This is a genomic window from Mucilaginibacter sp. PPCGB 2223, from assembly GCF_001705515.1.
GTDB lineage: Bacteria > Bacteroidota > Bacteroidia > Sphingobacteriales > Sphingobacteriaceae > Mucilaginibacter.
Window position 1 is genome coordinate 1,547,306 of the sequence record NZ_MDJS01000001.1, and the last position, 24,785, is coordinate 1,572,090.

The following is a 24,785-nucleotide window of genomic DNA, read 5'->3' on the forward strand; positions in this document are numbered from 1 at the left end:
CCTACTGCACATAGGGTATTTTGATCACGATCTTTTTATCGTGGTCGGAGCCGTCGGCTTTGATGTTTACGCGGTGGGCATCGGCCGGGAAAAATAAAAAGAAGGCGCCTTGAGTTGCCACGTATTGCATACCTGTTCCGCCGTAATGGGCAACGTCTTTAGCATCCAGGTATGGTTCGGTTACGGTTAAGCTGGTTATTGGTGCTGTTTCCATCTTTTCGGCACCGGTAACGGCATATTGCAGATCGATAAACTTGCGGTGCGACTCCCAGGCGGTTTTCTCATAATCTTTGGTCGGGTTGTCGGTAACAGCTACGGTAGCGGCAGTACCTTCAACGGCGTATTTACCTACGGGCAGGGCATTAAGGTCGGTATTTTTGAGGTAAGCGAAAACTTTATCCCACACGGCCTTATTGGCGTTGTATTGTTTGGCGAACTCGATCTTGTTTGTCGATGGTACCGGAACGAGCTTTAAGCCATCGAGGTATTGGTGATCGGCGAACCATTTATCGGCTTTGGCCTGGGTCCATTCGGCTTGGGCCGAGGCGGTGAAGACGGTGATGGCAAAGATCGTTATTGAAAGGAGTATCTTTTTCATAAAAGTAAATTGGTTTGTTGGTGAGGGTAAAGGTAAATAATAGAAGATTGGGAAGAAAACTTTGGTGTGGGAAAACATTCAATTATATTGCCATATTACTATTTTGGTGGAGGGGTTTGGGCGTTCCCTTACGGGCCGGGCTATCCGCTCATACTGCACAGGCATTAGCCACAAGGCCGGTATCCCTGTCTGCCGACAGGCAGGCGCTGCTATCCCTAACGTAGATTTCGGGCACTAATACGGGTCCACATCAACCTGCACCACACAACCTTTGCTCAGTTTGGTGGTCTGGAACTGCAGCAGCACATCCTGCAAAATAGCTTTGGCTTTCACTATCGAAACCGTATCCTTCTCAAACTTGAGCATGATGGATTTGATATAATAATTGCGGATGCGGTTAATGAGCGGAAACTCCGGACCGATCACCCTGTCGGCGAAGTGCTTTCTTAACTCTGTTGCCAGGTAATCGGCCTGCAGGTATAGCTTTTCGGGTTCTTTGTGTTTGATATCGAGGCTGATGATACGAGAGAACGGCGGGTATTTGAAGCCTTTACGTTCGATCATTTCGGTATCATACAGGTCGCGGTAATTATTTTCGATCACCTGTTTGATGACACGGTGCGCAGGGTCGTAAGTTTGGATAACAACTTTACCCTGCTTACCCCTTCGCCCTGCCCTGCCGCTTACCTGAGCCAGGAGTTGAAAGGCGCGCTCATTGGCCCGGTAATCGGGATATTTAAGCAGGCTGTCGGCGCTGACGATGCCGATAACGGTAATATCCGGAAAGTCGAGCCCTTTAGCTACCATTTGCGTGCCTACCAGTATATCGATCTTTTTTTCCTCGATATCGTTCAGGATATTCTGGAAAGCCATTTTAGAGCGGGTAGTATCGAGGTCCATACGGGCTATCCGGGCATCGGGCAGCAGCATGGATAGCTCGTCTTCCACCTTTTCGGTACCGAAGCCTTTTTGCTCCAGGTGCGCCGAACCACATGCCGGGCAAATGGATGGCGAATCCTCGCGGTAACCGCAATAATGGCAGTGCAGCTTGCCGCTGCTTTTATGATAGGTAAGCGTTACATCGCAATTGATACATTTGGGTGTATACGCGCAGGTTTTGCAGATGATGACCGGTGCGTAGCCGCGTCTGTTCTGAAACAAAATGACTTGTTCTTTTTTTGCCAGCGCTTCGCCGATATCCTGCATCAGCACGCTGCTGAAGTGCGACTGCATGGTTTTATTTTTGGTTTCCTGAACAATGCTCACTACCTCGATCTTCGGCAGCTCAACGCCGCCGAACCGCTCATTCAGTTCAACCAGCCCGTACTTATCGGCTTGGGCATTGTAGTACGATTCGAACGAGGGTGTGGCCGAACCCAGCAACACTTTAGCCTTGTGCAGGTTACCTAAAAAGATGGAAGCATCGCGCGCATTGTAGCGCGGAGCCGGGTCGTATTGTTTGTAGGAGCTTTCGTGTTCTTCATCTACGATGATCAGACCTAAATTTTCGAAAGGTAAAAATACCGACGATCGTGCACCGAGTATAATGCGGTATTCGCCTTTTAAAACCTTTTGCCATACTTCTACCCGCTCGTTATCATTAAAACGGGAGTGGTAAACACCGATATTATTACCAAAGTACTGGCGGAGGCGCTCGACGATGTGTGTAGTCAGGGCGATCTCGGGCAGCAGGTACAGCACCTGCCCGCCTTTATCGAGCACCTGCTCTATCAAACGAATGTACACCTGCGTTTTGCCCGATGAGGTTACCCCGTGCAGCAAAACCACATCCTTCGTGCTAAACCGCTCTTTGATACCGCTTAACACTTCTGATTGCTTATCGCTCAAGGTAAAATGCTCATCGAGGAAATCATCGCCATCAGATAACCGGCTAACCACGCGCTCATCAGCAATAAAAACTTCTTTATCTATCAAAGCTTTAATGGCTGCAGCACTGGCGCCGCTGGCCTCGGTAAGTTCGGTTTTGGAGATCGCTTTTTGCTGGCGCGACAGGTGGATATAAGCCAGCAAGGCATCGGCTTGCTTGGGCGCGCGTTCCAGTATCGCGAAAAGCTCTTTCATTTGTTCCGGGTTTTGATAAACCGGGTTGAGCGTGATAAAAGCGCGTTTACGTGGTTTGTAACGGTCGTTCACGTCCTCGCTGATATGGATGATATTTTTTTCGAACAGCCTTTTCAGGATCGGCATCACCGTTTTTTGGCCCAGCAGTTTAGCCACATCGCTTACGGTCAGTTCGGGCTGCATGTCGAGCGCATCAATGATCAGGAACTCCTTGTCATTAAGCTCCGATTTATCGTACTCAAAATCTTGGTTAAGGGTGATCTTGGTTTCGCTGGCCAGTTTTAACGCGGCCGGCAAGGCAGCGTTCATTACTTCGCCTACATTGCAGAGGTAATAATCGGCAATCCATTTCCAGAAAGCCAGTTGCCGGTCGTTAACCACCGGGCGGTCATCCAAAATATCAATGATGTATTTAGCCTCGTATTTTTCGGGCGCCTGGTTACCGATACTGGCAATGATCGCAGTATAGAGCTTACTTTTACCAAACTGCACTACCACACGCTTGCCCACAGCAACGCTGTCGTTCAACTCAAATGGTACTCGGTAAGTGTAATTTTTGGCAATGGCCAGCGGCAGGATCACTTCAACAAAAAGTGTTTCGCGCTGGGTGCCAGTCGATCCGGCAAATTCAAGCATTTATTTATTCCTTATGGCAGCTACAGCTAATGTAGCCCATCCGGCAATAAATAGCAAGCCGCCAATGGGTGTAATCACACCGATAACAGTTGGCAGGTTCCAGTTAAATAAATGGCCGAAAACGAACAGATAAAGCGAACCCGAAAAGCAGATGATGCCAAACGTAAACAGGTAATAACTTGCAGCTATCAGGTTATTTTTAAAACGGGTAAAGGTTGACAGGAACAGCAAGGCAAACACATGGTAAAACTGGTACTGCACGGCAGTGTGCCAAACTTCGAGCTGTTTTGCATCGAGCTTAGCTTCGAGGCCGTGCGCGCCGAAGGCACCTGCAACAACCGCGAGCAAACCAAAGAGCGCCCCGGTTACGATGATCTGTTTATTCATGGGTGATATTTGCGCGCTAAGTTAACAAGTTGAAAAGAATAACTAACGGCTTGCAGTTTAAAAATCTATTTTTGTAAAAATTCCCCGCAAACAATGAGGCGACCTATTATTATCACGGCTATTTTATTGATGATTGCAGGAGCCATAACTGTCGCATATTTTAAAAACCTGCATTTGCCCGGCCAGCAATCGGGCAGGGTAATGAGCGCTATACCGGCCGATGCTGCACTGGTGCTGGAGTATAAAAACGACCAGGATTTTTACGAACTTTTAGGGAAAGACAGCTTGTTGACCACGCTGATAGGCGACCAACGATCTGCCGAGCTGATCAAACTGAAAACCAGCATACTGCAAAACCGCGACCTGAAAAGCTTTTTTGCAGGGCAAAGTATTTTTATATCGGTGCATCCGCGACAGGACAGCGTGGCGTTTCTGATCACCACGTCGGGCAATAAACCGCTCAACGGTGCTTTTGAACGTTTTGGCGCGCTAAGAACCGACGATATAGATATGGCAGGCACCAACTTTGCCGGCCGGCCCGGTTTGGTGGTTAACCTGCATAGCATCAGCAAAAAACTATACATCGTAAACCAGGGCGAGAATATATTTTCGGCAAGTTTTTCGAAACAACTGGCTGAGGCTTCGGCGTTATACCGCACGCAAAAGCACGGGGACGTTTTTGTGCAGATGACCGACCAGCAGGATGCCAACTCGATAGCCAACCTGTATGTGAACTACCGGGCGCTCGACCCGCTTTTCGACGGCTTGTTTAAAAGTAAGAACAACGACATATTGCGCAGCTTCCGCCAGATGCCTGCCGTGGCATCGCTCAACCTGAACTATAAAAGCGATGCGCTGATGTTTAACGGCACGAGCCACATTAACGGTGCAGAGCCGAACAGCTACCTGAGCCTGTTCAGGTATCAGCAGCCTACTGTTAACGAGCTGAAAGATATCTTTCCGCTCACTACTGCCTATAGTGTAAACTTTGCCGTATCCGACCCGGTAAAGTTCGAAAATAACCTTTTTCAGTGGCAGGTGCAAAATGGTGTTAACGTGGAAAAGAAGGCGGTTTTTGCCCGCATTAAACGCGAAACAGCTGTCGACCTGATGCAACAGTTTATGAACGACCTCGGGAACGAGTTCGCCATCATCACCACCAAATACCAGGAAAAACTGGCTATTGTAAAGCTCAAGAACGGCTTACAGCTCCGGCCATTTATGGTAAATATCAGCACGATGGTAACCGAGGATGCCGGCCAGTTTAACTATGATAAGTTGCCCTTGTTTTTGCTGGGCGATGCGTTCAGCATTTTCAGGCGGCCGTATTTTATTATCGCGGATAATTATCTCATCATGTGCGCATCTCAAACCGGCCTGCTGGAGTATTATCGCAACTACACTAACGGCAACTTGCTGAGCCATAACGATGAATACCGCCGCTTTGATAACCTGCAGGCCGAAAAGAGCAATGTATCTTTCTTTCTCCAGTTTAAAAACTCGCAGCAATTACTTCAAAACGAGCTGGAACCCAATTACGCCGGGGCTTTTGAGAAAAAGAACACGGGCTGGAACAAATATTACGCGGCATCGTACCAGTTAACTACTGCCGGTAAAGATTTTTACACTAATTTTTACATGCGCCTCAACGTGCGCGATACGAGCCAGGTAAATCCATGAACATCGCTCTTGCTATTTTATTAACCCTGATCTTCACATCTCTTTCTTCTTTACATTTTTATTGGGGTTTGGGCGGGGAATGGGGAATCAGAGCGGCTATCCCCACCAACGAAGAGGGCAAAAAACTACTAAATCCAGGCCCTGCAGCTTGCTTTGCGCTTGGCCTGATATTACTGTCGATGGCGATTTTTGTGATGATACAAGTAAAACTATTGCACATAGCATTGTGGCGTTGGCTGGATGCCTACGGGTTTAGTATCATATCCTTCATTTTCCTTTTGCGCGCCATTGGCGATTTTAAGTATGTGGGCTTTAATAAACGGATAAAGGGCACTACCTTCGCCGATGCGGATAAATTGTATTTTTCGCCGCTATGTATAATAATAAGTTTGTTAACAACCATGTTAGCATTGAACCTAATATAGAATGTCAGAAAAAAATAAAGCGGTTTTTTTGGATCGCGACGGGGTTTTAAATAAAGAATTAGGCGATTATGTTTGCCGCCTGGAAGACTTTAAACTGCTCGATAACTTTGAAGCACTTAAAGCCTTGCAGGACAAGGGGTACCTGCTCATCGTAGCTACCAACCAAGGCGGCCTGGCCAAAGGCTGGTACAGCGAAGAGATCCTGGCGCAAATGCACCAACATCTGCGCAGCGAATACCACAAACACGGCGTTGAGATAACTGATATTTTTTATTGCCCGCACCACCCGGAATATACCGGCGATTGCGATTGCCGCAAACCTAAACCCGGGCTGCTTTTACAGGGCATAGCAAAGTATAATATCGACCCGGCACAGTCGTATTTTATTGGCGACCGGGAACGTGATGTGGAAGCCGGAACAGCTGCCGGTGTAAAGGGTATCCTGATTGATAGCGATCAGCCGATCAGCACGGTTTTAGATCAGATTGCCTGATGGTGAGTAGTCGGTAGTGAGTGGTAAATCGTTTGTTTTTCTGAGGCCTTTTTCTTATATTTATAGATAATCGTTCTTTAAATCTAAGCGAAAGTATTGAAAAATTTCTTACAATATCCCCCTCCATAAGAGTCCTTCGGACCCTGCTTTTTTATTGATCGAAGGATTGAATGATCATCACAGCGACATAGGTATACCGATGTGTTTGATAGGTATAAAATACGCAAGAAGCCTGTTTGAAGCCAACAGGGGCAATAAAGCGGGAAATATTGCAAAAAATACCGAAGAATACCTATGTGTTTTCAGATTGTCCCGTCCTGAAAAAAGTTGTCAAATCTGAACCCGTATCACAACTCTACTTAAAGTAAGATAACGGGATCGTTTTCCACATACCGTGCGAAAGCCCGCCGGTGAGCAGTTCGTATAACAAATACAGCGGCCAAAAGATATAGCTCAGCAGCAGGTACAAAAGGCTGTGGTTATAGTACCAGTTGATCATGAGCGAGTAAACGCCCAGGGCCAGGTAAAGGATGCTCGAATCTCTTCTTCTCATGGTAATGAATGTATTTCAGTTTATTAAACCGCAATTTACGCTAATTGTTACAGTTTTTAACAGGAAGCTTGAAGCACGAAGCCGGAAGTAAAAATGAGAATACCCATAAATACCCATGTGCTTTGGTAGCAAGTAGCTGGTATCAAGTAACCAGACAGAAAAATACTTGATACCTGATACTTGCGACTTGATACTACCTGATTACCGCGTCGATTTAGCCAGATATTTACCCATGGCTTTTTCGAGGATATCGTCCATGCGGTAGGCATCGTAATAAAACTGCAGTTCGCCTTTATCATTTGGCCAGCAGGTATAATAATCGATAAATACCTGCACGCCTTTATCGGGCACCTCGAGGAATTTTGATTTGAGCTGGAAGCCGGGCGCCGAACGGGCCTGCTGAATTTTGGCATATCTGGCTTTATTGACCGAATCGCGGGGTGCCAGGCCGACTTCCATGCGGATAGCGTCCATCCGAGTGGTATCGCCGATCAATTGCTGGGCCAGCATCAGGGGGTCCTGCACACGTACACAGCCATGGCTGATGGCGCGCCATGGTTTCAGGAAACCGCCTTTGTTGTTGGTATCGTGCAGGTAAATACCCGCCTCGTTGTCAAATATAAATTTGAATTTACCCAGGGCGTTCTGATCGCTGGCATCCTGCTGAAACCTGAACGGCATTTTATCGCGCGGGATGCGTGCCCAGTTGATCGTGTCCGGGTCGACCTCCCGGTCGGTACGGGTACTGTACACCCGGATGTTATTATCCGAAAGGTAATTCGGGTTCTTTTGGATATTGAAATACGTTTCGCTTTGCGCGATACTGCTCGGGATACTCCAGGTTGGGTTAAGCTGTATGGTGGTTATCTTACTGCTCAGGATGGTGGTTTCGTGGTTGAAAGGCTTATCGTCCAGCTTATGGGTCTGCAGGTAATGCGCCAGTTGCTGATCGTAATCAGGTCCTTTGGGTTCGCCCACGCAAACCTTCATTTCGAGTGCAGGCTTTCCGTCCTGTATCCATTGCAGTTTGAATGCCGGGATGTTTACGAAGATGTACTTGCTCTCCTTTTCGGGATTTTGCCAGCGCAGGCGCTCCATATTGAGCTTGATCAAACGCATACGTTGCATCTTGGCGCTATCCACATAATTGGTATTGATAGCGGCAAGGGCTTTTTGTAAAGCGAGGTAAGCAGGGTTGGCCGGCTGGATATCGTGCAGAAAGACGGCTATATCGGGCGCGTTGAACACCGTTTGGTAGAACGCACTATCGGGCCGCAAGGGCTGCATATCGTATCGCCGGTACAGGTTATGAGGGTTAACCACGCCGAAATGAATTACGGCCGAGTAATTCAGAAAAGCATTGGCTGTCAGCAGCTCCAGTTTGGCAAATACCGGGTAAACCTGGCTGATGCTGGTGAATTTATTGGCATGCACCTGGTTAAGCAAAGCCATGATCTGCCCCGGGCGGAACACCGCAGTATCGAGGCCGTGCTCGCCGGCACGACTTAAATAACTGACCAGTGTGGCTATCTGCCCGTCGGTAAGACCTTCGTTTACAAAATGCGGTTCGTTGTTTTGCGCAGTGTAGAACTTTTCGATCACGTCTGCATGGCGGAGTCCGGGTTTGAGAACCTCAAATTGTTTTTTGAACTCTGCATGATAGGCGGCGGTATCAAAATCTTCGTAAGTTTTGTTTTGGTAGTGTTCTGATAATTTTCCGGCTATCTCGGGCTTATGCTTACATCCCGCCAAAACCGCAACAATCAAAATCAGGGGCAGAAGAAAGCGCTTTGATACCATTGTGTTCATGTAGTCGGACCAAAAAAATTTGACCGGCGCAAAAATAGATAAAATTTGCAGCCGTGCTTAATTTATTACTATCATTATAAAATACTTAACAGCCCGCACCCGGTATGACCGCTTTTAATAAACAAGAGGTTCCCTTACTGTTATTACTGCTGCCTTTTTTGGCGGGACTGGCAACGGGCGCAATAATTACCTGCAATGGGTTTATAGTTTGGTTGAATACTATATTTTACGTATTGCTTGCAGCTTTTGTTGTATTAAATGTGGCCTATCGAAAACTCAATATTTATAGGATGCGATGGTTAGGCGGAGCAATAGCCGGTTTGCTGCTCTTTTTTGCCGGGCTGTGTTATATCAATGCGGGAAACGAGCTTAATGTCGCCGGTCACTTTTCGAAACTCAAATCAGGCTACCTGGTTGTTCGCATCAACAGCGAGCCTAAACTGAGCGGCAGCGCCGCGCGGTTTACTGCTATTGCCGAGCAGGCGAAAGATTCGGCTGCGGTTAAACCGGTAACCGGCAGGCTGATGATCTCGGTACGGGTGGACAGCGCCTCGAAAAACAGTTTTAATTATGGCGATGAACTGCTTATCCCGGCCAGCTATACGCCCGTTGAGCCACCGTTAAACCCGGCCGGGTTCAATTACAGGGCGTACCTCGCACATCAAAATATTTATCATCAAGCCTACCTGTCAGCAGGCCAGGTTAAGGTTATACGGCACGATATGGGCAATACTGCCGTTGCCATAGCACTTAAACTGCGGAAACATCTGGTTGAAAAACTCAGCGCCGGCATCCGCGATACAGATGCGCTTGCCGTAGCGTCGACCATTATTTTAGGGTACCGTGCCGACCTGCGCAAAGAAGTGCAGGAAGCTTACTCAAAAACCGGCACCATGCACCTGCTATCGGTTTCGGGTATGCATGTGGGTTTGATCTATCTGCTGATAAGCTTCTTACTGGCGTTTTTGCCGCCTCAAAAGCATGGCAGGTTAATTAAAGCTGTTCTGTCCATAACCGTCATCTGGTGCTATGCCCTGATCACCGGCTTCTCGCCTGCGGTATGCCGGGCATCGTTAATGCTGAGCTTATTTATTGTCGGGTTTGCATTTAACCGGCACATCAACAAGCTCAACCTGCTGGCGGCTTCAGCATTTATTCTTTTATTATATGATCCGTTTTTGATTACCGACGCAGGGTTTCAGCTATCGTATCTGGCTGTATCTGGCATTATCATCCTGCAACCCGTTATCTATAAATGGATAAATGTTAAAAACAGGATCGCCCGCGAAGTGTGGATGGTGTGCTCGGTATCCCTTTCGGCACAGCTGATTCTTTTCCCGGTAAGCGCCTTTTATTTTCACGATCTGCCGGTATATTTTTTGGCAAGCAATGTGTTTATCATTATCCCTTCGCTTGTGGTAATGTACGCAGGCATTGCTTACCTGGCGTTGCCGCAAATACCTGTGCTATCCACGTCGCTGGCCTGGGTGGTCGAGAAAACTATCCTGTTGATGAACCGGGTGCTTTCGGCCATTGAGCATGCGCCACTGGGCAGCATCAATAAAATATGGCTTAGTCCCGCCGAGTCGGTTTTGTTTTACGGTGTGCTGTTCAGCGCTTTTTATGTGATCGCCCGCAAAAGCAAAAATGCTTTAAAATGGTGTTTTGTTTTGCTAATACTGATGGCCGTGAGTTTGAGTATGAAACGTTACCGGGCTATGGATACACAAAACATCACATTTTTTAGTCTGCGAAAAAATCCGGCTATTCTGTTCAGGAATGGCGAACAGGCGGTGCTTATCTCCGATCTGTTGCCCGGAGATAAAGATTACCAATATTCGATACAGCCTTACCTGGATAGCTGCAAGATAACCGATGTAAAGCGTATTGGCGCAAATAAAGATACTTTATGCAGTTATATCGCCAAAAAGCAAAACCTGGTACAGTTTAACAATACCCGTATGTTGATAATTGACAAAGCTGCGCCCGACAATTTATTTGCAGGGAAGATAAATTTGGATTATATTTACGTTACCGGCAGCCCGCAAACCGGGTTAATCCAGCTGAAGCAGAAATATAATTTTAAGATGCTGATAGTTGATGGCAATAACTCAAACAAAGTGATAAACAGGCTGCAAACCGAATCCTTATCAACAAAAACAGATTTTAAAAACCTGAAGCGTAACAATTCGCTCATAGTTGTATCTAATCTTTAAATTAAATCAAAAACAACAATAATTTGCAGTAAAAAACTGATCGATGAAAATGCTAACCATTAAAAAAATTGCCCTTGGCCTTGCACTTACTACAGCTGTTGTAGCAGCAAAGGCACAAAAAACCTACACCCGGGGTGTTGCCACTTATAACATTAATGCGATGGGTCAGGACGTTGAAGGCAAAGCCTATTTTACGCCCGACAGCTCATCATTTCAATATTCTGCAGGTCCTGCAACCATCAAGATGATCAGCACTGCTAAAGCTGATTATTTTGCCATTTTGGTCGACGTACCTGTAGCATCAATGAAAAAAGCTGCTGTCGCAACCCCTGGTGAGATCGAAGAATCTGCCGATTCGGAACCAAGCTATACTTTCGCCCCTGGCACCGAAACTAAAAAGATAGGCGATTATAACTGTACAAAGTATACTGCCAAAGATACCAAAACCGGCACAAGCTACGACCTGTGGGTAACAACCGATATCAGCGCGCCTGCCAATATTTTAACCCGTAGCTTTGCAAGCGTTAAAGGCGTACCTGTCCAGTTTTCGTACATACCTGCAGGTGCAAAAGTGGCCCAGTTAGCTACTTTAAAATCTATAAGCGACGAAAAAGTACCTGCCGGAACTTTCAAAATCGACGCCAGCTACGACAAAATATCATTATCCGACCTGAAAGCAATGGGCGGCCGCAGGCAATAAACGCGTAAGTGTTAGTGTTACATTAAGCCGGTGTTAAATTAACTTTTAACATCGGCTTAATTGCTTATTTTTGTGGCCCATGTTAAAGAACCTCGCTGCTTTATTTAGATTCTTTATTTTTTGGCTGTTATTTTTTGCTATAACCCGTATCTCGTTTGAGTTATATTTTCACAGCAAACTTAAGGTAGCCAGCATCAAGGAAATTATCGAGTCATTCCTTTACGCAATCAGGCTCGATCTTTCAACCGCCGCTTACATTGCCATTGCCCCGCTCCTCGTCTCAATAGTGGTATGGTTCATTCCCGGCGGCAGGGTAAAACCGATCTATTTTAAGCTGTATATCTGGTTTTGTTTGCTGATTGTTTGTTTTTTGACCATACTGGATTATAACATCTTCCAGGAGTGGAGCACCAAGGTTAATTACCGCGTTTTCGACAGCATCATCCACTCGTTCTCCGAAGCCATAGCTTCGAGCGGTTCGGCCCCTGTCCTGCCCTGCATTGCCATCGGCGTGTTGCTGCTGACGATTGGTATACTGCTTTCAAACCGGCTGATCGATTACCTTTATAAAGCACCGTATGTTAAAACATCATCAAAAGTAGCTTACTCATTTGTATTGCTTTTTGTTTGTTTAACAGCCATCAGGGGAGGCTGGCAGCCAACGCCGGCCAATCAAAGTATGTCGTACTTTTCGCAAAAGCAGATATTGAACCAGTCGGCATTGAACACCGAATGGAACCTGGTTGATAACATCATCGAGAACCTGCGGGCCGCACATAATCCTTACCTGTATCTCCCGCCCAAACAAGCCGACAGCATATCACGTTCGTTATACCTGCAAAAAGCCGATACCACTTTGCATATTCTTAAAACTAAACGCCCCAATGTGGTCATCTTTCAGCTGGAGAGCTTTACAGCCGATGTGATCGAATCGCTTGGCGGTGATAAGGGCGTCTGCCCCAACTTCGAGAAATTCATCAAAAACGGGGTGCTGTTCGATAGCGTTTACGCCGCCGGCGACCGTACCGACAAAGGCATGGTAGCCATCCTGAGCGGTTTCCCGTCGCAGGCAATCCGTACCATCATCACCAATAACACCAAGCAGGAAAAATTGCCAGCCATACCCGAAGTATTGCTGCCCGCCGGTTACAAAACCTCTTATTTCTATGGCGGCGAAGTGGAGTATATGAACTTCAAATCGTATATGCTCACGCATCGGATACAGCATATTACCGGGATGAATAACTTCGACCGCAGCCAGGTCGACTCCAAATGGGGTGTAAACGACGGCACTTTGCTCGATTCGCATATCGAATACCTGAATACCGAACAACAGCCCTTTTTCTCATTGGTTGAAACGCTAACCAACCACGAGCCCTTTGATATGCCGGCAAAGCCTCATTTTCCCGGTGCCAGCGTCTCCAACAAATTCAGGAGTACGGCATATTACACCGATTCGGTTTTGAATAATTATTTCGAACAGGCTAAAAAGCAACCCTGGTACAAAAATACACTATTCATCCTGGTTGCCGACCATGGGCACCGCCTGCCGCGCAATACTTCCGAATCGTACCAGCCCGCCAAATATCACATCCCGCTGTTATTTTTTGGCGGGGCGATAAAAGAGCAATACCGGGGTATAAAAGTGAATAAGCTGGGTAATCAAACCGATATCGCGGCAACGTTACTGGCGCAGCTGGATCTGCCTTACGATCAGTTCCGCTGGTCGAAAGATTTGCTGAACCCCGGCACCAAACCTTTTGCCTTTTTTGATTGGGATAACGGCATGGGCTTTATGATAAACGGGCAAACTATATCGTACGATAACCTGGGCAAACAGGTGGTTTACGTCCAAAATCCAAAGATCGGTAAAGCCACCAACGAAAAAGCCCTGCTTTATGGCAAGGCCTTTTTACAACAGATCTTTACAGAGTATATGGCGTATTAGACCGCTATCGTTTTCAATTCTTCTTCCAATCCTTTTATCCAGTTATTGAACAACCCGGTCTCAATCTCCACTGCTTTATCGGCGTGGCGTTGCCATTCGGGCGAGAAAATACGGAGCTGGTTCAGCATTTCTTCCAGGTGCCCTTCTTCTTCCAGGATGATGGATTTCACATTCACTTTACTGCCGGCATCATCCAAAGCCTGCTGATAAACCGGGTAAAGCTCATCGGCGCGAACTTCGATGGCGTAGGTAACCAGCAGGTAAGCTGCAAAACGCAGTTCGCTGCCGGTTAATCCCAATTCGCTTTTCAGGTGACGGCAAACTTCAACATCCAGGTAATTCAGGTAGTATTTGCTGTGCGATGGCGCAAGCAGGTATTCGCGGGCATAGGTCGGGCAAAAGCCGTTGCCTAATTTTTCCAGTTGTTTTTTGAGATAAAAAGCATGGCGGTGCTCTTCGGCAGCATGCTTTAAAATGATGTAGGTTACGTTAACAGTATCTTCGCTTGCCGATATCTTACGCGCACCGGTGTTCTCCATCAGCGAAAGCGTATTGAGCCAACGGGCATGAAGGTCGGTATCAGCCACTATTTTCTCTAATAATTTATCCATAATTACCATTAAAAGGTGTTTAAAGCCTCTTCAATTTTGCCGTAAATATAGCCGAGTTGTTCGTTGCTAATGCAATACGGAGGTAAAATGTACAACACGTTACCCAGCGGGCGTAAAATAATACCGGCATCCAAAAAGTACTGGTACAGCTTATCGCGCAGGGTGCTGAAGTACGATGTGCCGGCCCCGGTTTCCCATTCAATGGCGATTATAATACCGGTTTGGCGCACGTCTTTTACTTTTGGGTGATCTTTTATTTTCTTACCGAAAGCCACATGGCTGGCTACTATTCTTTTGATATTGGCCATCGTTTCGGGCTGCATAAACAGATCCATACTTGCTAATGCCGCCGAGCATGCCACAGGATTTGCGGTGAACGAGTGCCCGTGAAAAAGCGTTTTGTGCTTATCGTCTGACAGGAATGCATCGTAGATCTGCTGTGTGCAGGTGGTGATCCCTAAAGCCATGGTACCACCCGTTAAGCCTTTTGAGAAACACATCACGTCGGGCTGCTGCTGTAAATGGTCGCAGGCAAAACGCTCGCCGGTGCGGCCAAAGCCGGTCATTACCTCATCGGCAATGGTAAATACCTGTTCTGCCCGGCAATGCGCTATCAGTTCGTCGAGATACTTAGCCTCATACATCAGCATACCACCCGAGCCCTGTAAAAGCGGCTCAAAAATAAAGCAAGCCAGGTCAGACTGTAGATGGGATATATGAGATTTGAGCTCATCTATGTTCTCGGCGTTCGGCAGATCAATAAACTCGACATCAAACAGCAGGTTATCAAAAGCCTCGGTAAAAGCGCTGCGACCACTTACCGCCATTGCCCCGAAAGTATCGCCATGATAGGCATTCTTAAATGCCAGCATTTTGCCCCGCTTATGTCCCTTGTTGCTCCAGTATTGCAGGCACATTTTAATGGCTATTTCAACTGCGGTCGAACCGTTATCCGAGTAGAATACTTTAGCCTGGTTATCGGGTATGATCTGTAAAAGCCTTTCGGCAAGTTCCACTGCCGTAGGATGGGTGAAACCTGCAAAAATCACATGCTCAAGCACCTTTAACTGTTCGGCAACCTTTTTGGCGATATATTGGTTTGCGTGCCCGTGTATGCTTACCCACCAGGATGATACTGCATCGATATAGCTTTTGCCATGCTCGTCAAAAAGCAAAGCACCTTCGCCCCTTACTATGGGGATGGGCGGTTTGGCGGTTTGCATTTGGGTGTAGGGGTGCCATATAACGTTCAGGTCGCGTTCAACTAAATTCATAATGCCGGTGTAACAGTTCAACCACATACTGATCTACCGGGAAGGTGAGATCAGTTTTCTTCAACTCATTTATTTTTACCCATCTAAAGCATTGCAGCGGCTCTACTTCCCCGTCAAAATCAAAGGCAGTAGTTTTGACGGCCAGGTTTATCGGCTGGATATTTTTCACGGTGTAGTAAACGCTGATCAATTGCGCCTCGCTAAATAACGATTTCACAAAAAAATCGGTTGTGTAAAAATGCTTCAGTACCTCAACTCCCATTGCGCACTCCTCCATAAACTCACGTTTAAGCCCGTCAACCAACCCTTCGCCAAACTCGAGCCCGCCGCCCGGGAATTTGGAAAACTTCATCCCATACTCCTGCTCGTCGCTGATCAAAACCTCGTTTTGGCTGTTAATCAATAGTCCGTATACTCTCACATTAAATGGGTGCATTATTCAAAGTGTTTTTTGTTGCGGGTAACGTTATCCATTGTCCACTCAATATCTTTTGTTTTGGCTTCCGATCGTATCGGGCAGTTGGGCATGCTGCAATAATGGCAGCACTCGGGTATACAGGGGTCGGTATGGATAAAGAGTTCGGTTTTGATGCTTGCCTCGGCGTTGATCAGCATGTCAACCTGCTTAACTTCATCGTGTACTTTGTTCAGGTCGTAATAATTAGGTAAGGTTAAATGGCAATCGATGTGGAGTTCGTGCCCGTATTTTTGCGCACGCAGGTTATGGATATCGATCCAGTCGAATTTACGTTTATCATTCAGTATCTTAACTATATTTTCTACAATCTTAAAATCGGCTTCATCCATCAACCCGGCAACAGATTTCCGTATAAGTTTATAACCGGTGTACACAATATACAAAGCAACCAGTATAGACAATATATTATCAAGCAGAGTAATTTTGGTAAGATAGATGAGCATTAAGCCAATAACCAGGCCAACGCTGGTTACCATATCGGTAAGCAGATGGTGCCCGTCGGCATCCAGTGTGATGGAATTAAGGCTTTTACCCTTCCGTATCAGATACCAGCCAAGTAACCCATTTACCACACCGGTAGCTGCGATTATTGCAGCGCCAAGCAACACTTCGTGCACCGGGTGTGGGCTTAATAAGCCATAAACCGATTTAAAGATAATGATGATGCCTGCAATAGATATGAGGATCCCTTCCACAAAAACCGAAAAAAACTCCACCTTACCATGCCCGTACGGGTGATTGATATCGCGTGGCTGCGCCGCCAGGTAAATGCTGTAAAAGGCAAAAGCGCTGGCCACTACGTTGACTATACTTTCGGCGGCATCCGTTAAAATAAAGTTGGAGTTGGTTAAAAAGTATGCGATAAACTTGGCTACCATTAAAACGGCGCCTGTAATGAGCGAAATAAGGATAATCCGGCGTTGCTGGTGCAAAACTGTTTTTTATTTGTGGGCAAACTTAGGCAAATTTTCACGCTAAACTTGCCGGATGGGCTTAATGTTGAAATTTTACAACATTCGCAATTAGAGCATAAAACTACTTTGCATATAAAATTAATAGGCAATAAGCCTCATTACCAGTAAAGTTATTTTCTATATTTGCCGCAAATACAACCAAACAATTAATATGAGTGCACTAAGCGATAGGATCAACAATTTATCCGAGTCAGCAACAATTAAAATGGCAAAGCTGGGCCGCGAGCTTGCAGCTAAAGGGGTTGATGTGATCAGCCTGAGTTTTGGAGAGCCGGATTTTCACACCCCGGAGCACATAAAGGCTGCTGCCAAGCAGGCTATGGACCAAAACTTTACTTACTACACACCGGTTGCGGGTTATCCAGAACTGCGTAAGGCTATTGCCAATAAGTTAAAGACCGAGAATGGTTTGGATTACGACCCGAGCCAGATTGTTGTTTCGACAGGTGCAAAACAGGCTATTGCCAACACCTTGTTATCGCTGGTAAACCCAGGCGAAGAAGTGATCATCCCTACGCCTTACTGGGTATCATACTCTGAAGTAGTAAAATTAACCGAAGGCAAAAGCGTATTTATCGATACCACTGTTGAGCAAAACTTTAAGATCACTCCCGAGCAACTGGAAGCTGCAATTACGCCCAAAACCAAATTGTTCATGTTCTCGTCGCCATGTAACCCTACCGGCAGCGTTTACAGCAAAGAAGAGTTGGCAGGCCTGGTAAAAGTTTTCGAAAAACACCCGCAGGTTTATATCCTCTCGGATGAAATATATGAGCATATCAACTTTGTTGATGCCTGCACTTCTATCGCTTCGTTCCCGTCGGTAAAAGACCGTGTGATCATCATCAACGGTTTTTCAAAAGCCTACGCGATGACCGGCTGGCGCATCGGCTACTCGGCATCGAATAAAGAGATAGCCGCTGCTAACGATAAATTACAGGGCCAGATCACTTCGGGTACCTGCTCTATCACCCAAAAGGCAGGCGTTGCAGCCTGCGAAGGCGGTTTGGAGAGCGTATTGGAAATGCGCGAATCGTTTAAACGCCGCCGTGGTATTGTATATGACCTGCTAAAAGATATCCCGGGCATTAAAACCAACCTGCCTGATGGCGCCTTCTATTTCTTCCCTAACGTAACCTCGTTCTTCGGCAAAAGCTTTAACGGCAAAACCATTAACGATGCTGATGAGCTGAGCATCTTCCTGCTGGAAGAAGCGCACGTGGCTACTGTAGGCGGCGACTCGTTCGGCGATCCTAAATCCATCCGTATATCGTACGCTGCCGCGGATGATAAACTGATCGAAGCCATGAAACGCATTAAAGCAGCCCTGGCTAAATTGAGCTAAGAAAATTATTAAATTATAAACTAAAAAGGTATCCGCAGAAACATGGATACCTTTTTTATTGCGGGTTATTGCCCGAGCCTGCCCTGATCTGTTCGGCTTCGGCGCCCGTATGCCGCGAGCGCTCTGCTTTAACTGTTTTATTGCCAAACTTGTAGGTAAAGCTGAGGAGTATAGTACGAAATTCGGTCTGATCGGTACCGGTAACATTCAGGTTTGAATAATTGGATGTGAACCTGTTACGCTTACTGTTAAAAATATCGTTTACATTGAGAGCCAGGGTCGCCTGTTTACTTATGTTTTTGGTAATGTTCCCGTCAAAATTATACGCCGATTTGTACTGATTAACCCCGTAGGTTGTCGGTATTTCGTATTCGCTGTCGAACCCGATTTTAAAACTTTTACCAATATGGAATATTTGCTTTACCAGTAAGTCAAGATCGATCCCGGTATGATTGAGATAAGCTTCAGCAGGGTTTGCTGTTAACCATTGATATGATCCCGACACGGCGGCGTTTACTTCCCACCACGAAACAGGGTCAAATTCTCCGTTAAAATTAAAACTATAAACATAACGGTTGCCTAAGTTAGATTTATGTGTGATCAGTATTTTTGAACTATCATTCTGCGAAAAGACAGCCATTATAAAATTATGGAACTTGGCAAATTGCAGCGAAACAGAAAACTTATCCTTGTAAAGATGCTGCAGTTGCACCACATCGATATAAACCGGCTTTAGATATGGATTGCCCATATAATAGCTGTACTGATCCTGGTAGGCAATAAATGGGTTAAGGTCGGTATAAAAAGGCCGGTAAATGCTTCGCCCGTAAGTAAGGTGCAGCACGTTGTTATTGTTTAATTTATCGGTGATCTTAACATCCGGAAAAAAGTCGAGATAGTTGTTTTTAACATCCGTTTTATTGGTCGGCGATACTCCTTCGGATGTGGTTTGCTCAACCCTTAAACCTGCTTCAAAACTCAATTTTTTGTTTGGTGTGTAGTTATAAGTTACCGCGCCGGCTTTCACGGTTTCGGTAAAATCAAATTGGTTGGTAAACCGCGGGTCGGGTTGGTAAACTTTGTTAACTATCTCGCCAAAGTCGAGGTTGTTGTGTGTTTTAACGTAATCTGTTTTCGCAACTACCGAAAGGCTCGAGGTTTTCGACAGGTTCACATCATAAACTATGTTGGATGTATATATCTTAAAATTCGACGGAAAGCTATTTTGTATGGCCAGGCTGCGATACGGCTGAACATTAGTAACATTAAAATAATCGCTGTTGATCATTTCGAGCGGGCTACGGTTGTAGCTGAAATAATCCAGATCGACTGATAGCTCTCCTGCTTTGTCGAAATTGCCTTTATAATTTAAATCGACAGCTACCTGGGCTGCTTTACTATCCAGTTTAGCGGTAGTTGCCACGCTCGAATCGCGTACACCCTGGTTGGCAATATTGGTTGTGGTGCTTTTCTTTAAAGTAAAGCTATTGGTTAACCCTCTTACCAAAAAGCCGATAATATGTTTGGGGCTAAAATTATAGTCGGCCCCGAACTGGTAAACGTTGGATGCTTTGCTTTGGTCCGAAAAATAGTCGGCGTTTACTTCGGTGAGCAGGCCTTTATAGTTCACCAGCCTGTCGGTTATAAATATGCGGTTATAGGGCGTGTAGGTATAAGCATAATTACCGAATACATCCAGGTTTTTTAAGCGCCAGTTAAAATTAAATCCCGTGCTGCTCCTAAACCTCGAGCCATGATCGTTGCTGATCTGTTGCGCACCGTTGGTAACGTTTGCCGATCCGTTGATCCCCATGCCCTCGCTACGTACCAGCTTGATATTGATAACCCCGCCATTTGCAGCATCGTATTTTGCTCCCGGGCTGTTAATCAGTTCAATCTGATCGATCATGCTGCTCGGTGTGGCCTGGAGCATATCTATCAATGCGTCGGGCGGCATATAGGTGGGCTTATTGTCGATCAATACCAACACATTGCCCTTGCCCTCAAGGCTGATGGTGTTATCGTTATCGACCTTAACGCCGGGTGATTTTTTAAGTATTTCCAAAGCGTTGCTTCCGGTCGAGGTAACACTGTTCTGGATGTTAAGGATCCGTTTACCGGGTTTGTTTTCGATGAAAGGCTTTGAAGCTACCACATCGATCTGCCCTAACTGGTTATTGCTTAGTTGTAATTTAATTACACCGACATCGACAATTACCGAGCGGTTAAGGCGATAAACCTTGGTAGTAGTTTTGATATAACTGATATCGGTTACCTTAATGAGGTACGAACCGGGCTGCAGATCGTTGAACTCGAATTTACCATCTTTATTACAAATGGTAAATTTGACCACGCTGGAATCCGCTGACCGCAACAGATATACTGTAACATCCTTTACAGGAACATTTTGAATATCTGCCACCAAACCGATAATCGTACCATTATTGGTTTGGGCATTTGCAGTACAAAAATTGGTCAGTATAAATAAAAAAAGTAAATTTTTGTAAAATTTCAACCGCTCGCTAATAAATATTTACCATATTTAAATCCAGTCACAAAATAGTTACATCAGCTTAAAATAGCAAACAGATTTAACAATTTATTATTCTAAAAAGAAAACCTTTTAGCATTAAGAGTGATAGCAACCTCGCCAAATTTATTAAATCAAAATATAATTTATTATTGACAGCTGTTAACAGATATATTTTTCCGAAAGTATAATTTTTTTTTCAAACCAAAAACAAGTCGCATCAACTTCCTCTTGTTAATTAATTTGCTTACTTTTCCCCTTAAAACACCACTGTTTTAAAGGCCTGATTGGGGTCGAAATTATTTATGGCTAAAACGGATACAAACCCTGAGCAACTACGGTTAGACGAAAACAGTAAAAAAGAGGTTCCGTTAGAGCACTGGGGACCTTATTTAAGTGAACGACAATGGGCTACCGTAAGGGAAGATTATAGCGAAAATGGCGACGCATGGGGCTATCTCACACATGATCAGGCCCGGAGCCGCGCTTATCGCTGGGGCGAGGATGGACTGGCTGGCATATCAGATTATCACCAGCGCCTTTGCTTTGCAATTGCCTTATGGAACGGCAACGACCCTATCTTAAAAGAACGCCTGTTCGGCCTGCCCAACGGTCAGGGTAACCACGGTGAAGATGTTAAGGAACTTTACTATTACCTGGATAATGTGCCCACACATTATTATATGCAATATTTATATAAATATCCGCAGGACAGGTTTCCATATAACGACCTGGTTAGCACCAATATACAGCGCTCGAAACTTGAACCGGAATATGAGCTGCTGGATACGGGCGTATTTGACAACGACCGGTATTTTGATGTATATGTAACCTACGCAAAAAAGAACAGCGAGGACATTCACATCAGTATTGAAATAATTAACCGGGGTACCGATGCCGCCAGCATCACGGTATTACCCACGCTCTGGTTTTACAATTACTGGCAGTTTGATAAAGTAAAACCCAAACCGCTCATCACTAAAATGGGCCCCAACTGTGTAAGGGCCAACCACCCCAACAGCGGCGGTTATTACCTTTATCATCAGCCTGCGGATACCGCATTTTTTACAGAGAATGATACCAATGTCGAGCGCCTTTTTGGTATACCCAATCCAACTGCTTTTGTAAAGGATGCTTTTCACAATGCCATTATCAATAAGGCTAATGTTGACAGGTTAGAGAGCAAAGAGACGGGCACAAAATACGCACCCGTTTACAAGTTTAAAATTAGCGGTAAGGGCAGTGCGCGCATTTACCTGCGGCTTTGTAAGGGCCAGGTACAAAATCCTTTCGATGCCGAGTTTGAGGCCATGTTTGCTAAGAGAAAAAAAGAAGCCGATGATTTTTACGCTTCTATACTGCCGCCCAATACTACTCCCGAACATGCCATCATACAGCGCCAGGCTTTAGCAGGCCTGCTCTGGAGCAAGCAGTACTATCACTACGATACGCGATTAATGGTTTATAACGGGCGGAATACCTCTCCGGCTTTCGAAACCAGGCCAAACGGGCGTAACAGCAACTGGAAATATCTCAAAAACCAGGACGTAATATTAATGCCCGATAAATGGGAATACCCCTGGTATGCCGCCTGGGATTTGGCCTTCCATTGCGTACCGATGGCATTGATAGACCCTGTGTTTGCCAAAAACCAGCTCATCCTCATTATGCGCGAGTGGTATATGAACCCCGAGGGGCAAATACCAGCTTATGAATGGAACTTCAGCGATGTAAACCCACCCGTGCAGGCCTGGGCGGCATTGCAGGTTTACCGTATCGAAAAGGAAAAGAAAGGTACCGGGGATATTACTTTTTTAAAGCGCGTTTTTCAGAAGCTGGTGGTAAATTTTACCTGGTGGGCCAACCGGAAAGACATCGATGGCAATAATATTTTTTCGGGCGGTTTTTTAGGCTTAGATAATATCGGCGTTTTCGATCGCAGCGCCCAGATAAAAGACGCTGTTTTGGAGCAGGTCGACGGTACCAGTTGGATGGGCACATTCGCCCTCAATATGATGGATATTGCTATCGAAATAGCATTGGTTGACGAAGCTTTCGAAGACATGGCCGTAAAATTTTATGAGCATTTTGTGTTAATAGCCGAAGCACTGAATGAGCTGGGGCTGTGGGATAACGAGGACCAGTTTTTTTATGATACCCTGCGTTTGCAGGATGGCACGCCACATCACCTCAAAGTACGTTCATTAGTAGGTTTAATATCCATGTTTGCGGTATCTGTATTTCATTTGGATGAAAATGATCAGCGTTTGAAGGATTTCAGGAAAAGGGCTGGCTGGCTTAACCGTTACCGCGAACAGAATAAGCTTTTTTTACCGTTGAGCATTGATGATAAAGGCAACTATCTGCTGTCGCTTGTACCCTACGACAGGTTATTAAAGCTTATTGACAGGATAGCCGATGAGGATGAGTTTTTATCAAAAGGCGGCATCAGGGCCTTATCCAAGTATCACTTAAATCATCCTTACCGCGTCAATATTGCTGGTGCCGATTATAGTGTCGACTACGAACCCGGCGATTCGACATCGAACTTATTTGGCGGAAATTCCAATTGGCGCGGCCCTATCTGGATACCGATGAATTTTATGATCATCAACGCCCTGAAAAAATATGCGCAATACTACGGCGATACCACGAAGATCAATTTCCCGAAAGGCTCAGATCAGCAACTCACCCTGCACCAGGTGGCTGATGAGCTAAGCAAACGCCTCATCAATATTTTTGAAGTGGATGAAAAAGGTGAACGGCCTGTAAACGGCGCGCACCAGGAGTTTTACAAAAAGCCCGAAAACGCCGACCTGATCCTGTTCTATGAGTATTTCCATGGCGATGATGCGCACGGACTGGGCGCAAGCCACCAAACCGGGTGGACTGCGTTGATCGCCAACTTAGTAAACGATATATTCAGAAATTAAGGCACAAGTTAATTTCACAGTAAATTATCACTCTTAAACTTCACCAGTTTTTTGCGGCCGACATCGTAGATGAGCCTAAACGCCTGCTGACTATCCCCGGTAAAGCCCGGCGATTGGTGCAGGCTGATGATAAACTGGCCTTTTAATCGTTTATAGATAAAGGGCGAATAGATGATATCTAAGCGGTTGTAAAAGGTTTTTTCATAGAACGAATCGCCATAATCGATGTGGCTGCCCTGGCCGGCATAAACCTCATCGAAGAAAGCGAACCTGTGGTAACTCAAATATGCGCTGGCCACAAAGCCCTTCGGTATTTTAAACCCGTCGATACCTCGGGTACGCTCGAGCGAGATCATACCGCCAATATCAACCTTCAGCGAATCGAAGACTGTACGGTGGCTAAAGTCCAACCCTACACGGATCTGGGCGCCGCCGTTATCCGATATTCCGGCCTGCGGGCCGTTAGAGGCATCTCCCGCATCATGCAGGAGCAAAAAGTAGTGTGATAGAAAGAACGGCCCTTTTGGATTAGGAATATACGTACCGCCATCGCCGAATAAAAACTGCTCGCGGTCGGTAAGCGTCTGGCGGCTTACCCAGTCTATCCAGATAGTTTCATAACCATATTGTGTATGCAGCGAGGTTAACAGCCCCTGAACATTCGGGCGCTCGTAGCGCAAGGTATCGTTCAATAAAGCGCGGGGGTACTGCGTCAGCAAGCCTTCCCGCGGAAATTCGCCTACATTAAATGTCCATTTCTGGCTTTGGTAATGATAGTAAGCAACCGGGTCGGTATTTACCCAAAAAGGCTTCCCGCCAAACTCATGCTGGCCGTTAACACCTATTATAAAATGGTTCAGGCTATCGAGGTTAATGCCGAAATCTATCATAGTGCGGGTTCCAGAGTAAGTGCGCGAACGTGGCACAAAAGCCGAATACTCGCGGTTATCCATATAACCCAGGCCATTAAAATGCACGTCCAGGCTGCCTTGTTTTTCGTCGCCCTGCTGTGCAAAAGCGGTGGTGCCTGATAATATCGAAATAAAAAAAAGTAGCGTAAACTTATGGCTCATGTTGTGATATAAGGCTGCGAATTTACAATGAAAAAGTGAG

At 45.9% G+C, this 24,785-nt stretch carries 19 protein-coding genes; 8 read left to right on the forward strand and 11 right to left on the reverse strand.

All coding sequences use genetic code 11. The features are described from left to right. Position 1 precedes the first annotated feature (1 nt). From BEL04_RS06655 to BEL04_RS06665, 3 genes are all read right to left on the reverse strand, one after another. Complete coding sequence (locus BEL04_RS06655) at positions 2-598, reverse strand: YhcH/YjgK/YiaL family protein (protein WP_175404006.1); 597 nt, start codon at positions 596-598, stop codon at positions 2-4. Between the two features lie 234 nt (positions 599-832). Beyond that, on the reverse strand, positions 833-3,316 hold the full coding sequence (gene priA / locus BEL04_RS06660) for a primosomal protein N' (protein ID WP_066001534.1): 2,484 nt from the start codon (positions 3,314-3,316) through the stop codon (positions 833-835). Further along, on the reverse strand, positions 3,317-3,703 hold the full coding sequence (locus BEL04_RS06665) for a DUF423 domain-containing protein (RefSeq protein WP_066001537.1): 387 nt from the start codon (positions 3,701-3,703) through the stop codon (positions 3,317-3,319). Between the two features lie 93 nt (positions 3,704-3,796). Here BEL04_RS06665 and BEL04_RS06670 point away from each other — a divergent pair, with 93 nt between their 5' ends. Genes BEL04_RS06670 through BEL04_RS06680 form a run of 3 tightly spaced genes read left to right on the forward strand, consistent with a single transcriptional unit; the run spans position 3,797 to position 6,301 of the window. Next, positions 3,797-5,383 (forward strand): hypothetical protein, encoded by a 1,587-nt coding sequence (locus BEL04_RS06670; RefSeq protein WP_139112937.1) that lies wholly within the window; start codon positions 3,797-3,799, stop codon positions 5,381-5,383. Next, a complete protein-coding gene (locus BEL04_RS06675) occupies positions 5,380-5,808 on the forward strand; it encodes a DUF3995 domain-containing protein (RefSeq protein WP_066001543.1) in 429 nt (142 codons plus the stop codon). Before BEL04_RS06670 ends, BEL04_RS06675 begins: the two co-directional genes overlap by 4 nt. 1 nt (position 5,809) lies before the next feature. Beyond that, entirely contained in the window at positions 5,810-6,301 is a 492-nt protein-coding gene (locus BEL04_RS06680; RefSeq protein ID WP_066001548.1) for an HAD-IIIA family hydrolase, read from the forward strand. Positions 6,302-6,656: 355 nt separating this feature from the next. Here BEL04_RS06680 and BEL04_RS06685 read toward each other — a convergent pair whose 3' ends face one another. Next, the gene (locus BEL04_RS06685) at positions 6,657-6,854 is read right to left on the reverse strand and encodes a hypothetical protein (protein ID WP_066001549.1); all 198 of its coding nucleotides are present in this window, start codon (positions 6,852-6,854) and stop codon (positions 6,657-6,659) included. Between the two features lie 201 nt (positions 6,855-7,055). Then, complete coding sequence (locus BEL04_RS06690) at positions 7,056-8,654, reverse strand: L,D-transpeptidase family protein (RefSeq protein WP_066003517.1); 1,599 nt, start codon at positions 8,652-8,654, stop codon at positions 7,056-7,058. 113 nt (positions 8,655-8,767) lie between these two features. Between BEL04_RS06690 and BEL04_RS06695 the strand changes: the two genes are divergently transcribed. The 3 genes from BEL04_RS06695 (at position 8,768) to BEL04_RS06705 (ending at position 13,527) form a co-directional block, all read left to right on the forward strand. Further along, the gene (locus BEL04_RS06695) at positions 8,768-10,879 is read left to right on the forward strand and encodes a ComEC/Rec2 family competence protein (RefSeq protein ID WP_066001552.1); all 2,112 of its coding nucleotides are present in this window, start codon (positions 8,768-8,770) and stop codon (positions 10,877-10,879) included. Between the two features lie 43 nt (positions 10,880-10,922). Then, the gene (locus BEL04_RS06700) at positions 10,923-11,579 is read left to right on the forward strand and encodes a hypothetical protein (RefSeq protein WP_066001555.1); all 657 of its coding nucleotides are present in this window, start codon (positions 10,923-10,925) and stop codon (positions 11,577-11,579) included. Positions 11,580-11,658: 79 nt separating this feature from the next. Then, entirely contained in the window at positions 11,659-13,527 is a 1,869-nt protein-coding gene (locus BEL04_RS06705) for an LTA synthase family protein (RefSeq protein ID WP_066001557.1), read from the forward strand. On the opposite strand, the gene BEL04_RS06710 is transcribed toward BEL04_RS06705, so the two are convergent. From BEL04_RS06710 to BEL04_RS06725, 4 genes are read right to left on the reverse strand one after another with little or no spacing between them, the layout of a single operon-like run. Next, a complete protein-coding gene (locus BEL04_RS06710; protein WP_066003519.1) occupies positions 13,524-14,138 on the reverse strand; it encodes a hypothetical protein in 615 nt (204 codons plus the stop codon). The two genes, BEL04_RS06705 and BEL04_RS06710, sit on opposite strands and share 4 nt — an antisense overlap. 8 nt (positions 14,139-14,146) lie before the next feature. Further along, a complete protein-coding gene (bioA, locus tag BEL04_RS06715) occupies positions 14,147-15,412 on the reverse strand; it encodes an adenosylmethionine--8-amino-7-oxononanoate transaminase (protein ID WP_066001559.1) in 1,266 nt (421 codons plus the stop codon). After that, positions 15,399-15,848 carry an NUDIX domain-containing protein gene (locus BEL04_RS06720; protein WP_066001561.1) on the reverse strand — a complete coding sequence of 150 codons (450 nt, stop codon included), beginning with the start codon at positions 15,846-15,848 and terminating at the stop codon, positions 15,399-15,401. The genes bioA and BEL04_RS06720 overlap by 14 nt, the downstream gene beginning before the upstream one ends. Continuing rightward, positions 15,848-16,822 carry a cation diffusion facilitator family transporter gene (locus BEL04_RS06725; RefSeq protein WP_083227791.1) on the reverse strand — a complete coding sequence of 325 codons (975 nt, stop codon included), beginning with the start codon at positions 16,820-16,822 and terminating at the stop codon, positions 15,848-15,850. The genes BEL04_RS06720 and BEL04_RS06725 overlap by 1 nt, the downstream gene beginning before the upstream one ends. 193 nt (positions 16,823-17,015) lie before the next feature. Here BEL04_RS06725 and BEL04_RS06730 point away from each other — a divergent pair, with 193 nt between their 5' ends. Then, positions 17,016-18,209 (forward strand): pyridoxal phosphate-dependent aminotransferase, encoded by a 1,194-nt coding sequence (locus BEL04_RS06730; protein WP_175404007.1) that lies wholly within the window; start codon positions 17,016-17,018, stop codon positions 18,207-18,209. A 55-nt stretch (positions 18,210-18,264) separates the two neighbouring features. Here BEL04_RS06730 and BEL04_RS06735 read toward each other — a convergent pair whose 3' ends face one another. Continuing rightward, on the reverse strand, positions 18,265-20,724 hold the full coding sequence (locus tag BEL04_RS06735) for an outer membrane beta-barrel family protein (protein WP_066001563.1): 2,460 nt from the start codon (positions 20,722-20,724) through the stop codon (positions 18,265-18,267). Positions 20,725-21,044: 320 nt separating this feature from the next. Here BEL04_RS06735 and BEL04_RS06740 point away from each other — a divergent pair, with 320 nt between their 5' ends. Beyond that, entirely contained in the window at positions 21,045-23,672 is a 2,628-nt protein-coding gene (locus tag BEL04_RS06740) for a glucosidase (protein ID WP_066001566.1), read from the forward strand. A 14-nt stretch (positions 23,673-23,686) separates the two neighbouring features. On the opposite strand, the gene BEL04_RS06745 is transcribed toward BEL04_RS06740, so the two are convergent. Beyond that, positions 23,687-24,745 carry a hypothetical protein gene (locus BEL04_RS06745; protein WP_066001568.1) on the reverse strand — a complete coding sequence of 353 codons (1,059 nt, stop codon included), beginning with the start codon at positions 24,743-24,745 and terminating at the stop codon, positions 23,687-23,689. Between the last annotated feature and the right edge of the window lie 40 nt (positions 24,746-24,785).